Source organism: Thermosulfurimonas dismutans, from assembly GCF_001652585.1.
Lineage (GTDB): Bacteria > Desulfobacterota > Thermodesulfobacteria > Thermodesulfobacteriales > Thermodesulfobacteriaceae > Thermosulfurimonas > Thermosulfurimonas dismutans.
Genome location: NZ_LWLG01000005.1, coordinates 81,664 through 97,894 on the forward strand (window position 1 = coordinate 81,664; position 16,231 = coordinate 97,894).

General features: G+C 46.2%; 9 protein-coding genes and 1 pseudogene. 2 read left to right on the top strand and 8 right to left on the bottom strand.

What is annotated here, in order from left to right:
* Window positions 1-134 precede the first annotated feature (134 nt).
* Complete coding sequence (locus TDIS_RS05155; protein WP_153303773.1) at window positions 135-2,906, bottom strand: Ig-like domain-containing protein; 2,772 nt, start codon at window positions 2,904-2,906, stop codon at window positions 135-137.
* 102 nt (window positions 2,907-3,008) lie between these two features.
* Complete coding sequence (locus TDIS_RS05160; protein ID WP_068670020.1) at window positions 3,009-5,354, bottom strand: fibronectin type III domain-containing protein; 2,346 nt, start codon at window positions 5,352-5,354, stop codon at window positions 3,009-3,011.
* Window positions 5,355-5,720: 366 nt separating this feature from the next.
* Here TDIS_RS05160 and TDIS_RS05165 point away from each other — a divergent pair, with 366 nt between their 5' ends.
* Window positions 5,721-6,599, top strand: a complete 879-nt coding sequence (locus TDIS_RS05165) for a helix-turn-helix domain-containing protein (RefSeq protein WP_068670022.1) — start codon at window positions 5,721-5,723, stop codon at window positions 6,597-6,599.
* A 73-nt stretch (window positions 6,600-6,672) separates the two neighbouring features.
* Here the strand turns inward: TDIS_RS05165 and TDIS_RS05170 are convergent, their stop codons facing one another.
* The 6 genes and pseudogenes from TDIS_RS05170 to TDIS_RS05195 form a co-directional block, all read right to left on the bottom strand.
* Window positions 6,673-7,896, bottom strand: coding sequence for a hypothetical protein (locus TDIS_RS05170; RefSeq protein ID WP_068670024.1), 1,224 nt, complete (start codon window positions 7,894-7,896; stop codon window positions 6,673-6,675).
* Between the two features lie 56 nt (window positions 7,897-7,952).
* Window positions 7,953-10,556, bottom strand: coding sequence for a WSC domain-containing protein (locus tag TDIS_RS05175; protein WP_068670026.1), 2,604 nt, complete (start codon window positions 10,554-10,556; stop codon window positions 7,953-7,955).
* Window positions 10,557-10,558: 2 nt separating this feature from the next.
* A complete protein-coding gene (locus TDIS_RS05180; RefSeq protein WP_068670028.1) occupies window positions 10,559-12,604 on the bottom strand; it encodes a carboxypeptidase-like regulatory domain-containing protein in 2,046 nt (681 codons plus the stop codon).
* A gap of 380 nt (window positions 12,605-12,984) precedes the next feature.
* The gene (locus TDIS_RS05185) at window positions 12,985-13,170 is read right to left on the bottom strand and encodes a helix-turn-helix domain-containing protein (RefSeq protein WP_068670030.1); all 186 of its coding nucleotides are present in this window, start codon (window positions 13,168-13,170) and stop codon (window positions 12,985-12,987) included.
* Window positions 13,171-13,196: 26 nt separating this feature from the next.
* Window positions 13,197-13,463 (bottom strand): annotated as a pseudogene (locus tag TDIS_RS05190) (helix-turn-helix domain-containing protein); the annotation flags it as partial.
* Between the two features lie 332 nt (window positions 13,464-13,795).
* Window positions 13,796-15,382, bottom strand: a complete 1,587-nt coding sequence (locus tag TDIS_RS05195) for a hypothetical protein (RefSeq protein WP_068670034.1) — start codon at window positions 15,380-15,382, stop codon at window positions 13,796-13,798.
* Between the two features lie 534 nt (window positions 15,383-15,916).
* Between TDIS_RS05195 and TDIS_RS05205 the strand changes: the two genes are divergently transcribed.
* On the top strand, window positions 15,917-16,231 hold a 315-nt coding region (locus TDIS_RS05205; RefSeq protein WP_161939480.1), incomplete at its 3' end, for a transposase.

The window sequence follows — 16,231 nt, forward strand, 5'->3', positions numbered from 1 at the left end:
TTTCACCACAAAGGCCAGGTGCACCAGCGGAGAGCCATTAGCGGGATGACCCGGAGCGTTCATAAGTCCTACCTCGCAGTAGAACTTTTGGCCCCCCAAAATAGCGGGGGGCTTTGCGCCCCCCGCCGATTAGATTACTGACAGGTAAATTCCACTATCTGTGCCGGACAAGCAAAAGTATTCCCGGAAAGATCCGAACAGGTAGCATTACCATCAGGAATAATTGCAAGCTCGCTCTCCTGAGGCTCACTACACAATCCCTGATTCTGAGGAGTTGAGAAGGTAAGCTTAAGCACCGCTGAGCCGTCCGCAGGAAATCCACCGGCTGAAATGAGCCCAATCTTCACATGGGTTCCATTATCATTGGGAACCACCAGTCCTCCCTGAGCCGCTCCAATAGCTACCACATTATCAAATCCAAGCGCAGTCTCTGGATAGTCCACGGTCACATCCACTCCTCCAATCGTACCATTGGCCGTAACCCCGAGCTTCAGTGTGCAGGTGTAAGCCTTGGGCTGAGTCACCCCGACCGAGGTCTGGCCGGACACACCATCCACCGTCACCCGCACCGTGGAATTCTGACTGCCGGCGGTAAGCGTCACCGCAGCCACCCCTACCTTATCTACATCGTTCCAGCCGATGGGAATGCTCACCTGGCTCAACACTCCATCACCCTGAGTCACCTCAAAAGCCGCATCTCCTATGGCATCCTTGTTAGTGCAGGAATCGAAATCAGCAAGGTGAATGGTGGCCTTGATGGTGGAGTTGCCCCCGGCGCACACGGTAGCAGGCTCGGCCCGCACATCAATTCCCGTAACCGTGCACGGATCCTGAGCCACCTGAATGGCAACCTCGTTGGAAGTTTTGCCCTCAGAGGTGGCCTTCACCTTGACCTCACCCGGAGCGTTAACCGTGAGCGTGGTGCTAGCCTTACCGGTGGCATCGGTCTGAGCCGTAGGCGGATTCACGTACCCATCACCGCTCACTACCTCAAAGGTCACCTCTTTGCCCGAAAGATCGCCGCACTGCTCGGCATTAACCACCTGCACCTGAGCCATAAGTTGTGTGCTGTCTCCGGCCGTAAGAGAGGTTTTATTGGCGCTAAGCGTCACCCCCGTAACCGTACACGGATGTTCCGCCACCTGAATAGTAACCTCGTTGGAAGTCTTGCCCTCAGAGGTGGCCTTCACCTTGATCTCCCCCGGAGCATTGGCCGTAAGGGTGGTGCTGGCATTACCACTAGCATCCGTCACCGTCGTGGCCGGGTTCACCGTCCCATCTCCGCTCACCACCTCAAAGGTCACCTGCTTTCCGGAAAGATCAGCACAGATATCCGGATTGACTACTTCTACTTGGGCCGTGAGATTGGCACTCTCGCCCGCCACGACCGAAATAGGGGTGGCGTTAAGGCTTACCGCCTTAACCGCACACGGATCAGGGGCCACGTAAGACATAGCAACCCTACGATGTATTCCAGTGCAGGGATCCTCCACCAAAGCTACTAATTTAGCCATACCGGCTCCCTGAACTTCCAGTGGCGCTACCGCATATCCATCAGTATCAATATCTACTTCTATCTCCTTCTTTCCACCTGTGAAAGTAACCTGGCCTTTCACAATCTTAAATGTCACCTTTCCGGAAGGAGTGCCATTTCCGGAAAGCGGAGCTACCATGGCTTTCACTTTCCATTGATTAGTAGTTTGATCAAAATATATCCCAGCCATTGAAATCTCATCCACACTATCAGCATTGCAAACCTTAATCAGCACGGGATTGGAGGTCCGGTTATCACTAGTTACAGCCGTAATCCTGAACACACTTCCCGCCGGAGCACTTCCGGCACATACTTGAGCGGAAGCTTCAGTAAGCGTATTACCCTGAACAGGATTGGGATTTATAGCAAGGGTGCCATTGGTGGCATTCCCTACAGGCATAGCGTCAAAAGCAATCTCACTTATCTGAGGCCCCTCTCCACATCCTATTACACCCGCGATTTTTGCCGTAAGTTTGCTACACACCTGTCCATCGGAAGAAATAATTATCCTATCTCCCGAAAGACCTACAGCATAAGAACAATAATTCTGAAGTGTAGAGCCGATCTGATCCAAAATATTTGTATAATTACCTGAAATGGGGTTTCCGTTTACTTGCCCATCCATAACACCATCTTGGAGGTCCTGAAGAAGAGCTACAAACCCCTGCAACAACTTCTCCCACAGTGAAAGGAAATCCGTCTGAATCTGAAGGAGACGGCTTATGGCATCCGCCAGAACTCTATTATAAGGCGGCTCGTAATCCCTTATGCTAAAATGGTGCTCCGTAAAAAGTTTTTTGATATATTCTTCTCTTTCGCTACCGAATTCCTCTCGAGCCCGTTCTCGGACGTGGTACACCAGTGTCCTTACGGGCTCAAATTCCGGATCGTTTTCAATTTGCGTAAAATTGTCACTATGTTTTTCCACTAGAGCACTGGTATCCACAGTAAGAAAGGCATAATATAGGGCACCTGAAATAATATCTGCCCCTTTGTGAACTACATTTCCATCTTCGTCCATAATAAACCCTTGGAGAGGAGGAGCCGCCAGAGTATCATTTCCGACCTGCATGGTACCGTTCTCACTCTTCAATGTAAGCCGAGTACAATTAGCTACCTCCACAGGATTTAGCTTGAACTGAAAATTTCCCTCCCCATCCGTTTGTCCGAGCTTCTTCAATTTCTTTCCGTCACACAGGAGCCACACAGTAGCGTTAGCCACCGGGTCCTTACTCACACTTCCAACGACCGTGGCTCCAGAGGTGGTACCGGAAGTCTCCTCTCCGCCACCACCTCCACCACCTCCACAGGCCACAAGCAGCAAAGGAAGCACAAATACCCATAACCACAAACCCAACCTTCTCCAACTCATAGCTTTACCCCCTTCTATTTGTTTTTTAGAAATTTTTTTTCGTAGCTTTTCAAATCTCGCTTTTACAATTACCTTTAATTTGTTTGTTAAGTACTGGTATCATCATGAAACCAATCCCAGGGCCATGCGCAGGATCACCAGGGCGTCGCCGATGGTGATCTTGCCATCCGGCTGGGGTGTTCCGTCCGCCGCAAGCGGGGCCACATCCGCGTGGCATTTGTCTTCCTCCGAAGGTGTCTCAAGCCCCAAGGCAAACCGCAGGGTCACCAGAGCGTCACCGATATTCACCTTTCCGTCCCGGGCACCCAGCGGGGCCACGTCCCCGTCCGGCGTGCAGAGAGGAGGAACGGGCACGGTGAAGTTCCACCGCTCGGACTGAACCGCCCCACCCTTCCCATCCGAAGCCTCCACATACCAGTAATAAGTAGTTCCATTCTCAAGATCGGCGATGGTGCAGGTGGTCTGCGTTATACCTATACATCCCACAACTGGATGAAAACTCTCCTCCCCCTGTCTGGCAAGAAAAACGGTATATCTTACGGTGTCGTTTTCACTATCCAAAGAAGCCTGCCAGGAAAGGGTTACCGGGGCCGGGGTCTCACTTCCGGACTCAGGTGATATTAATGCCGGTGCGGAAGGGGGAGTATTGTCCTCAAAGGAGATCACTCCACCGTCGGTGGCGGCATACCACCGAGAGCCTATCTTCACCAGGTCGTAAAGAGTGTAGAGATCATTTATAAAATATTGAAATCTCGTCCAGGTCTTTCCCCCGTCTTTGGACTGGTAAAGGCCGTTGTCGGTGCGAGCGAAAAATCGAGAAGGATCTTCAGGATCAGGATATACCTTGTACACCTCCTGCACCCCAGCAAGACTTACTTTCTGAAAAGAACCAGTGTCCTGGTAATATATATAAAGACCATTTCGGGTGGAAACGAAGGCCTTACCGGAGAAGAGCTGAATATCGTTTATATCCTTTATTCCGGTGTCTCGCCAGGTGCTACCGTTGTCGGAGGAAACAAAAAGATGTTTTTCATAATTCACACTGCTTACGGCATAAATTGTTCCCCGTTCCATGTCATAAGCCACCTCACTTACACTTCCGTCCGTTGGCCCGGATATGAACCCCCAAGTCTCCCCTCCGTCAGTGCTCATATAAATGCCATATCCCTGCCCCCCATCCCAGGAAGAAAGGTAACCCGCAACCCATATCTCAAGAGGATGATTTTTAGGATCCGGAAAATAATAGTCGTAAAGGGAGCCTTTCCATATCACCGAACAGTTATCGAAATCGAGAGAACACCGACTGAAATGGGTGTACTCCGTCTCGTAATAAGCGTAATCTCCCACCACGGTAAAAGTTTTGAAATCCTCATAAGGCCTTGCGGGTTCTTTAAAAAGTTCCCACCTTTTTTTCTTAAACGAGTACTTATAAATTCCCTTTCTATCAATATCAATTGTAGCCCAAAGGTCGCCAGAGGAATCCTTTTCTAAAAATTTAAGACTATATCCGGTGGCCACTCCATACTTTTGCCATGTATTTCCGCCATCGGTGGAAATTTCGAGATAGCCGTTCCTTCCGAGCCAGATAGTCTCTCCCCGTACCGCCACGGAATAAACCGCCTCCGGGGCGATAAAGCTCCAGGTTTGGCCCTGATCGTCCGAACGATAAAGACCTCCACTGGTGGCCAGCCAGATATGCCCCTGGGAATCAATAACCGCATCGTTTACATAATCCGAAAGACCGAGCTCCCGAAAACTTCCCCCGGTGTCCGTAGAGATGTAGCCCTTTCCCCCACCTATTACCAGAACTGGATTTCCGTTTCTCGCGGCGGAGATTTTTATTCCATCATACCAATCCTTGGGAAGCCCGGTTCCCACCTTCTCCCAGGAGAGCCCTCCGTCATCGGAACGATATAAACCCTCAGCTTCTATATAAACATAAACTCGGTTATCATAGAAAGGAGAAAACCAAATATTTGAATAGTAATTTGAAATATTTAACACCTTTAAAAAATTTTTCCCTTCATCTTGTGAAAAATAAATTGCATCTCCTTCCAACCCAACTAAAATTTGAGATCCTTGAGCCTGAATGTCATAAATGTTTCCTTTAAATGTAAAAAGATCATACCAATTTCGACCTCCATCTCCAGAAATCATTAAAATGCCATAATTACTACTATATAACCGATAAGGATCCTCCTGATCTACGGCAAGCGGAAGTCTTGTGGAGACCCGCACAAAATGGCGACCGCCGTCGCGGCTCTGGTAAAGTACACCACCACAAATCACGTAAAGGAACGTACCGTTGGAGGATTCCGGAAGCAGGATTTCTACCCGGCCACAGGAGGTAACGACCAGGTCCTCACTTGGTCCCAGATGCTCCACCCCTTCCACCATTGCCATAAGAGGCGTAGACCAAATAAACAAGAGAAGGAAAGTCAAAAACATCCTCAACTTTCCTCCTTCCCCCCGTACATTTACAATTCTTCTACAATCCTTATCCTTCCCTTGTCAAGTAGTTTTCTTTACCATGTGTTATTGCAAAGCGATTTTGTCACCCTTAACTGCAAAGCCAAAATGTCACCCCCTCCCGGTAAAACCATAGGCTCGAATCCTCATCAAGGAGATCGGACCTATGGGAAATTGTCCAAAGGAGGGGTGGTAAAGTGGTCCCCATCTTTTGGACAGGTCAACCCACAAATTGAGGTGCATTAGCTCAGACTTAATCTGACAGGTAGGCCTTCCCAAAGGGGGTGGTCTAGGCTACCCTCCAGAGAGAGCTCCACTCAAAACTCAAAATAAGGAGGAATAGCCATGACCACCCAAGAGAAGCTTATCAAGAACAAGCTAGGTTTGCTAGAGTTAGCGGCGTATTTAAAGAATGTTTCCGAGGCTTGCCGGGTGATGGGTTTCAGCCGAGACACCTTCTACCGGATCAAGAAGGCTTACGAGGAAGGCGGAATAGAGGCCCTTTACGAAAAGAGCCGCCGGAAACCGAATTTCAAGAACCGGGTTTCAGAAGAGGTAGAGCGGGCGGTGGTGGAACTGGCTTTGGAGGATCCTTCCTTGGGCCAGAAGAGGGTAAGCGACGAATTGAGGAAGCGAGGGATATTTGTATCTCCGGCCGGGGTAAGGAGCATCTGGCTTAGGCACGGGCTGGAGCGTTTTGAGAAGAGGCTCAGGGCGTTGGATGAGAGGGTAGCGCGGACGAGAGAGGTAGCTTTTGCGAAGCTTTACACCAGCAAACATCCTAGCAACAGTGCGGATTTACTGAACGATCGGGTGATACCGTTTTTTGAGGAGCATGGACTCTCGGTATTGAGGATATTAACAGATCGGGGGACGGAATTTTGCGGACGTATTGACCGGCACGAATACGAGCTCTTTTTGGCTTTGAACGACATAGAGCACACCAAAACCAAAGCCAAGAACCCTCAGACCAATGGAATATGCGAACGGTTCCACCTGACGATCAAAGAGGAGTTTTACTCCATAGCGTTGAGGCGGAAGCTTTACCGAAGCTTAGAGGAGCCGCAGGAGGATTTGGATTTGTGGATAGAGAAATACAATAGTCAGAGGCCACACCAGGGGAAGTACTGTGAAGGCAAGACGCCGATGGAGACGTTTTTGGGAAATGTGCCCTTGGCAAAGGAAAAGATGCATTCTAATGTAGAGGTTGATTTTGGGCTCTGACCGAGTCTGACAGGTGGAGACTCTGGAGGGGCCAACTGTCAGATCAAGTCTAAACTTTTACACTTGATACCTTTCATGGATTGACTGGCTCCAATGCAAATCCCAAAAGCCGCCATTCTCCATCCTCTTTATAAAAAGTCCCCTCCAAAAGAACATCGACACTGTTGATGCCAGGATAAATCGCCTGTAGGCGGATCGCACCGTTTGCAAGCCGTTTCGATGGAAGGAGTTTCGGAGTTTGTGCAAAAATCTCTTTCCACTTCAAATGCGCGTGGAAGATCCCATGGAAGCCATGTTTGAGGGCTTTCCAGTCAGTGCGGTCTCTCCAGCTATGCACACTGTGTTCGTAGAGAGGATTCAGATCTTTCTTCTCTATCGACGCGAGCATCCAGTCAGCCAAACGAGTAATCAGCTGTTTTTGAAGAGCCTCATCAGGCGCTTCAGCAGGTTGGACGCTTCTTTCCAGTTTTGAGACATCTCCAATTGTGTATCGTTTACGCATCACCGGTTTGCCGTCTAGACGGAAGACTACTTCGAAAATTCCGTCCGGCCAATCTCTCGGCAAGTGTATATTTCCAACTATGGTTCCTTTTTTCTCTCTTCCGGCATATCGTATGATTCCCTCTTTTTTATAGATACTCTTGTCACGATTGATACCGTCATTGACAACTATCCATTCAAGTGAATAGGGAGTACCCTCTTCAAGATTTTTGTAGGGGATAATCACGAAAATATTGTGCTGTGAGTTCGGAAAATGGTCCCCCACACCGATCGGGGTAATAGTTCCATCACTATTTTCTTTCACTTCTTTTGCAAGGTATATTTCTGAAATACCGGATATATGGTGTATACTCTCTTTCTCAGTTTTTCCATACTTATTGGAATAAAGCGTAAATTCCTTTCTTGACAGGAGTCTTCCGTTTGAATATAGCTCCAGAGTATAGCGGCCTGCTGGCAACTGTAAATCACGATTATTGTAGTAAACGTGCAGTAGTTTTGTATAAGGATCTATAAACAGCTCTACTTCACCTAGGTTAGTATTCGGCTTAGGAAGCGCATCGATACTGACCCAGCGAACGACAATAGAGTCATTCTCTCCCACGCCCTTGAGGTGGATGAGAGCATGAATGACTGGAGTATCAACAGGGAAGCGATCGGTGATTGCACCAAGCTCCACCCTCTGTTCTTCAGGATACTCTATGGCAACATCAGAAAACTCTATAGAGCTGACCTCATAAGCATAAGCGTTCGCCAGAGTGAACAGTATCAAAAAGAACAATATGGATACTTTTTTCATCTGAAAGCTCCTTTCTTCATGAGATGGTTAGTTTTTACACTTCATCAGTCATCCCGTTATCTTCTGCCGATCGTGAAGTATTTTTCAATCACCTTTTTTCCGTTAACAGTAAAGATTAGATGGTATTCACCGTGAGGGAAAGCCCCATCTTCTGGGGAAATTTCTGCGGAAAAAATACCTTCTCTATCTGGAAGTTTTCCATCATCCCTATCAAAAAGCAGTTCCTCTTTTTGACTCCCGAAAGGCCGCCAATACCATTTTACCCCAATCCGATCCGTTGGCTGAGCTCCATTGTAATAGATAAAGAGGTAAAACGGTGAATTGCCATCGGGAAGATGGTCGGTCACCGTATTGGGATCGGGTTCGCCCGTCGGGAGCTTACGAGTAGCGATAAGCACATTAGTGATGATCGTTCCCTCCCCTCTTACCGAAGAGTGCCCATCAGAACCAACACCTGGTCCCTGGGAAATATGGTGTGGGCTATTGCCGTTGAGCATATCGACAGTATCTATCAAAACCGTCCCTGAACCTGCGCCTACAAGGCTTTTCGGACGCACACTCCACTCGATCCAATCGACCTGAATCTCATGTCCAGTATACCATCCGTAAGGATGCATAATGAAGCGGATGAATGGAGTTCTCAGAGGTGCCGCTTTGGCTGTAACTTCTTGGCCGTTAATCCGATAGCGCACCGTTGCTGTTTCCGGATCATAAACAATCTCCTCGACAAACCATTGATCCCATATAGGCTGTAGGACACCATAGTTTCCAAGTTGCCTCCAGTTGGCTCCAGACAGGACAAAACCATGTTTAGCTGGGACATACTGGCGAACTCCTGGTTTTTCATAAACATAATTGTAATAGGTCACCTGAAAGAGTCCTGTCCCAAACGCTGAAAGCCATGCTGCTCTCTTTTTGGGCATTCGAACATCTGAACCATCTGTCTGGTAGAACCAGATACCTCCCTCGAAATAGTTGTTGGCATAGTGAGCTTTAACTCTTCTACGGAGAACAAAAACTTCGCCTTCTTTCAAGGGAATTGGTTTCGATGCTACGAAGGGACTCTGATCTGTTCGGTTACAGAGCAGATCGAGTATTCCATTGTAGACCAAACTTGCACCATTCAGACGCCGAAGGGTTTTCCACTCATAGGTTTCCCAATTGATGGGATTGAACCTGTAAAAGTCGTCTCTGAAATTTCGTGTAGGTTTGTCTCCGTGCCCTATGAAGTTTTCCCCTCCGTCTGCAGTGTTATAGACATTTGTGGCATAAACGCTATTCGCCCAAAAACCACCACATATCTCATTCGGGTTGCCCGAGCACTTCATATTACAGTTATTCGCCGGGCCGAATAGACCATAGTCATTGTCACAGAAACACTGAGAACCGTATTGAACGCCGGCATATCTATATCCAGAGCTCCTGCAAATGGAGATACACTTCTCCACACTCATGTCACTGGCAGAAACAATTTTTTTATCTAAGTCTCGTCCCTGGGTCCCATATGGATCACCCTGATCCTTGAAACATCCTATATAGTTGTCCTTGATGCTTCTAGACCGAGACTCTGTTACAGCGTGAGATACGTGTGTTCTTCGTTTCACTCCAGATATACAGCATTTGTTTCTAACTGGGTTGGGCACAGCATTTTTAAGCCAGCACTTGGCGTAAGCCCCCTGAATCGTATACGGCTTTACATAGGTCCAGGCCTTACATTCTGGGTCCTTATCACAAGCATCCTGACAAAGTTTATAGTCTGGATAAGGCAGATTGAAGTTTTTATAGTCTAGACCCGGCCTGTCTATATTATCCTCGACCCCATCGCCATAATGAATCTTCGGCACATTGAGACCTACCACATTGTAGATGCTGTTTGCCCAATTTCCTCCACAGATTTGATTTTTATCTCCTGTGCAGTTCATATTACAGTTTGTAGCCGGTCCATATTTTCCGTAGCTGTTTCCACAGAAGCATTGGCTGCTGTATTGCACACCTGCATATCTATACCCCCTTCTTGCACATTCCCTCATACATAAATCAGGTGTCATCTTATCGCTTCCAAACCCAAAAGCAGCCAAATCTCGGCCATTGAGACCATATGGATCGCCTTGGTCTTTGAAGCAGCCTAAATAGGTGTAGTTGTTTTTTGGTTCGTAAGAGTTGCTGTTTTGGTTATTATTGAGGAAATTTTCTCCATTTTCTGCTGTATTGTAGATGACTTCATTGTTGTTATCGATTTGATCCATTGCTTTTTTGATAATCAAGAGTTTCTTTTTTAGTATGAAGTCTGCAAGCGGCATCACTTTTGCTATTTTCCATCTATTGGACTGTTTTTGTAATAGAAATACTAAGTTATTATCCTCGTTAAAGCTTCTTTTGCTAAATCTATCGTAGATTGTTACATTTACATGCACTTCCACTATTGCTTTATCCCCAAATGCTTGCGTCTTTTTGATTTTGACGCTGTTAACCCTTTGATCAACTGCTGCAAATATTAATTTGTAAAGCCTGAGACGTTCTGGGGTTGGATTGTATAGAAGTTGTTCTATACCTGAGAGATTCTTATTCTGGACAAGATGGAAATAATCGCTAATTATGCTAGAATGGGCGCTGATGGGGATTAATAAAACAGCTAAAAATGCAATAAATATTTTTTTCATTTCTATTCTCCCTCTTTCCAAACTTTTACAGAAATGTAACGTAAATACCTATCCTTATAACCATCATTATCCGTAACAATGACGATGATTGGTAAGAGATCTATATCTTGATAAGCTCTTGCTATTTTTCCGTACCTAACATACGCATTATAGATTGTTGCCAGGTTTGCGTACACAGCCTTTAATGCCTCCAATTGAAGTGTTTGCCCTAAAGAAATGTACTTATTGCTAATGATGTTGTTTAATGCATCACCTAACAGTGCACCGCCAACCGCTCCGTCCAAAGTGTTTATATAGGATGGACTGTTGTGTGCCTGTTTAATGAGATTCGCATAGTCTTTTATGCCATATTTAACTGTAAGGGCGTCGATTAGCTTTTTAAATTCATCGCTTGCAGTGTATTTTATATAGGGTAGAGCGCCATTTTGAGCTAAAGGTACAAATACACTCCCTAAAACCTTTAAGTTTGTGATCATGAGTTCTTTCCAAAGCTGTGGTTGATTATTCAAATCAAAGCCAAGTTTTTTGGGGCTGAAGAAGAAATCAAACTCTTTACCGTCGAATTGTCGAATGAGGGTATTGTACCGTACACCGCTACTCTTACTTCTGAATCGACCCCAGCCGCGGATTAGAATTCTAAAATGGTTACTATCTATGTCGTCTATGAATACCCTTGATGGTTTGCTTTGCCATAGCTGTTCCTCCACGCCTCCTGGAAGCAAAACCTTCGTTATGTGAGGTCTTGGTGATAAAAAAGTGATTTTTAGAGTTCCGACCTTTTCTTTTTCACCATTTTCAAGTGAGTATATGTTGTATCTTGAAACTATGGGAAATAGCCTTTTGTCGTCTGAGCGGTTAACCAGGTTTACATCTACCTTTGGCGATGTAACGGTAAATGTTGCGATACCGTTTGAGTCTGTGGTTATGTATTTTGATTCGTATGAGGATTTTGCATAGTTTATTTTCCTACCGTTATGCAAAAGTGGCAGATTGTCTTTTGAGATATAAAATTTTTTATTTTTTATTATACCTTTTTCGCTAATCAGCCTTACTTTCACTATTTGAATTCTGCCATTTGCAGCAAGTTTTTTAGAAAGGATTTGTGCAGTGATATGTGAAACTGGTTTTTTGAGGTGCAAATCTTCGTTGTATTTTACCGTTTTGTTTCCGTTGGGGTTGATGAGTAGATCAAATTTAAAATATCCATTTGCGTCACTTTTTGTTGTGAATTTTTCACCTAAAATTGTAAGCGTTACAACGGTAAAGGGTAGCACTTTATTTTTGGTATCGTAAACCGTTCCCCAAACAATGAGTCTTTTCGTTGTATCTATATTTATCTCTCTTTCGTTGTAGCCTTTTAAATACCCCTTCTTGGTTGCGCTTATCTTATAAACCGCTGTACGGCTTGTTTTTTTGTTAGGTTTCGGCAAATGGTTTCGAGATCCTGCATTGCCCGAAACTCCTCCTCCCGGTAGCACCACTTCTTTTACCGCGTGATAATAACTTATACCGGGCCAAGCAGCATAAGGTCCGCCTATCACATGAGTTAGAGTTACATGTATCCTAGCCTCTTTGCCGGCGTATTGAAGAGGTATATACCCTTGAAAAGGCTTTTCTACCCTTGCAGGTGCCCTTTTCTCCCATTCGCCCAGACCACCGTAGATACGCCATACTGGACCGGGACGCAGGGCAATAGAAGCTATTCCTACGGAGGTAATATTAATTCCCTCCTTTTCCTCCTTAGTGAGGCACTTGCCCGCAATCTGAGGACAACCTGCTGCTATGTTGTAGTACTGCGGCAGTTTGGGATACTTAGCATTTGGCCCTTTCTTAATTTCTGCAACAATATCAACCATATCCTTTTCTGGAATTGGTGTGTTAAGCCCCGAACCTACCACAGTTCCTTTGACAAGGAATCCTTTTTGAGTTTGCTCTATTTGAAGACCTTTTAGTTCTACTGAAACCCCGGCAGAGGCCACTGTAGAAATAATAGTAGCCAAAAAGAAAAAAAATAGAAGCACTACGCCCCTATTGACCGAAAATTTCATACATCCTCCTCTCTATCACTCTATTCCCTCTGTCTAGACTCATTGAACCGCCCCGGATTTTTCGGAGACCTTCTTTTGTGAGTCAGGCAGCCTTCCTGAGACCCTCATAGTACCTTTCCTCACACTCCACCGGTGGCACATAACCCAAGGGTCCCATTAACCTGGCATGGTTGTACCACCATACCCAGTTCAACGTCTCATATTCCACCTGGCCTATTCCTTCTGGACCTCAAAAAAACCAACCGAACCGCCCTTTCCCGAACCTCTTTTGAAAATCTTTTCGCTCTGTCCATGTCTTATCTTCCCACACTTTTTACTCTCCGACAATCCCAGGACGGTTCAGAGAGTTCAGAGAGAGGTGATAAGTCTCCCGAAGCAAATTAAGCTTTTCGAGTCGTAAGGCGTTCTTGGTATTTTTGGGCCAGGTCTGCCAGGGTAACTTGGGAAAGGGTCTCTTTGATAAGCTCTGTTAGGCGGTCCCATACCTCGCGGGTGGGACAGATTTCATTAAACTCGCATACCTCGGGATAGGCTACACAGGGGGTAACCTCGTCTTCTCTCTCCAAAGTGGAAACCACTTCCCAGACCGTAATCTCTTCTGGCCCAAGGAAGGATCCTCCAAAGCCAGTTCCACCACCGCCCGCTCTACCTCTTCTGAAACCCGGTTCTTGAAATTCGGTTTCCGGCGGCTCTTTTCGTAAAGGGCCTCTATTCCGCCTTCCTCGTAAGCCTTCTTGATCCGGTAGAAGGTGTCTCGGCTGAAACCCATCACCCGGCAAGCCTCGGAAACATTCTTTAAATACGCCGCTAACTCTAGCAAACCTAGCTTGTTCTTGATAAGCTTCTCTTGGGTGGTCATGGCTATTCCTCCTTATTTTGAGTTTTGAGTGGAGCTCTCTCTGGAGGGTAGCCTAGACCACCCCCTTTGGGAAGGCCTACCTGTCAGATTAAGTCTGAGCTAATGCACCTCAAGGATCATCAGGGTATCACTGATAGTAATATTCCCATTATTTCCTTTAGGATTCGGACTCTAGTCCCCGAGAGTGCCCCAAGTATTCATCTCTACACCGCGCTACCCGCGCTTCCCTAAAGCTGGCTCCAAAAGATGTAGTAGCAAGAATCTATCCTGCAGAGACCATAAACAGCTTTCCTTCCGTGACCAAAGCAAAATTGTATCTACGGAAGGTTGAATTACCATTTCCCGAAACCCTCGGGTCGCACCTCAAGGCGCCGCCAGCCCTCGACCTCAAGGGCACGAGGATCAAGTACTTCCCCTTCAAATTTTACTATGTCCCCTTCAGCATTCCGCCAGTATTCCCGAGCATCATCCTCAAGATGGAATACCTCCCCCGTCTCTGGATCGCGGGCGTAGGTGTAGTCGGAAAGGATGTTGGTGTAGGCCCGAGCCATCTCCTCCTGAAATACTTCCTCTGCCTTAATGGTTCCCCGGTGAAGCCTGCTGATGTAATCATGAGTTTTGCGAAATTCGTTCCATATCCACCGGCGATGGGCCATTTCTTTACGCATTTCTTCGGTCATGACTTTCATCTGACGCCTTTCCCATTCGGGATTAACTTCTATACTTCTGATTACTCCTTCCGCAAGCGATCTCGTCTTTTCAGACTCACCCCACCATATCCCTAACATCCCTGTGTAACCTACCGATAAAGTAGCCGTAGACATATTAACAACCTGCATCCTTGTTTCTCCCAGGACACCTTCTCCAGAAAAATTACGGCCAGAAAAATAAAAATGCCTTACCCACAAACCAATAATAGGAGAAGGTATACTTTGCCTTAACAACCTTTCAAACCAAACCACATCCTTTCCGACTTCTACATTTATAGGTATTTCGAACCCCCAAAATCCTAAATAAAGCGAAATCGCTTCCTCAGGAGATAAGATAAAAGATGACCAAGGTCTCTCCCCTTGGCCAGGGACAAAAACTTTAGCCATTCCTATAGGCATCTGAAAAAACATGCTCTGGAAACTCTGTGTCCATACCCGGAAATAACAAGCTCCCCCTTCTCTACCCTTTACGCAAAAACAGGGTATTTCTCCGTAAGTTCCCATGGTATTCATATTTTCAAGACGCCACCCCTCCGGAACATCCACGTAATAGGCCGGAATACCAAAAACCACGCTTTGTACAGGCTGACTCCGAAAAGGACGAAATGGGGGTTGGATTTTAAGGGAAGAAGCCACTTGAAAGAGGTCTTTCAGCGAGCCTCCCGAAGGAGGAACCGCCACCATGGCCAGGGTATAGTGACATCCCCGGCGAACAAACATCGCGGCGCGTACGGGGGAGGACCACCTTTCGGTCAGAATTCCGGCGTAAGTGTATTCCGCGTCAAAGTAGGGAGAAAAGGACGCATAAGTAGCCTCGCATATAGCCATTACCGAATTTTTATCAATTTTACGATAAAAAATTTTTGAAGTTGGCAAAGAAATCGAAAATACTTTTATAAAATAACCGGGATCCCAAGATTTAGGGTTTTTAAGCATGAAAATAGAAAGTCCACCCAGACCACCTTCGTTTTTTATGAGAATTCGTCCTTGTCCGGAAGGCACTCGCAAATAGTATCCGGGAGGTAAATCCACCTCCACTCCGTGAAGAGAGTCCTTGAACACTTTTCCAAAACCACAAACACTAGGAGGTAAAATTCCCAAAACCCAAAAAAAGATCAAAAGGGACGCCCCCCTCATCAGTTCATCCCCTTTCAAAAAATCAATCACCTCTAGATCCTTTCTTAATATCACCAGGCTGAAGACTCCCATCCTCCCCTAAGAGAGCCATATCTGCATGGCACTTATCCTCGTCCGTCAACATCTCAAGCCCCAAGACGAACCATAGGATTACCAGAGCATCGTCAAGATTTACTTTTTCCCAGTTCCTTAAAAGAGCGACATTTCCATCATAAAGGCATTTTGTTTACATACTCCTTTTTATTCCGAAAGCGAGAGCTATCCAGACATTGCTGTAAATATGCCCGTCACAGCCACAAAGCAGATCATAAAGTTGAATGTAGACTTTAGGACTAGGTACACAATATCTCGGCTTCCACGCAGCTCGTTCTAAATTTACAAAATCTGCTGGAGCCACAATCCTGGCTATTCTAATCCCCCCTTTCTGACGGAACAAAAAGAGACCAACACCACACATATATCCCAGAATCAAATATAGCCACCTTATCTTACAAAATTTATCTTCCATAATAACCAATAATCTCAACTTTTTAGAGACCTTTGCAAAATCAGATTGACAATTTTATTTCTCATAATAAACTCACTTAAAAACTAAAGGAGTTGAGCATGTATAAGAAACAGCATACTCAACTCACTTTCGGGGAAAATATTCTTTACCAAAACCTCCCGGATGACCTCCTCCTAGAACTCGACCGCCTCATCAACTGGAAACCCTTCGAACGCATTCTCTCCAAACTCCATCCCTCCTCCGTAGGACGCCCAGCCTACGATCCCCTCCTCATGCTCAAAATCCTCATCATCCAGCAAATCTACGGTCACTCCGACCCCGAAATGGAAATCATGCTCTACGGCAACCTCTTCTACCGCCGCTTCCTCGGCCTTTCCGCTACCGATCCCGTTCCCGACCACTCCACCATCCCC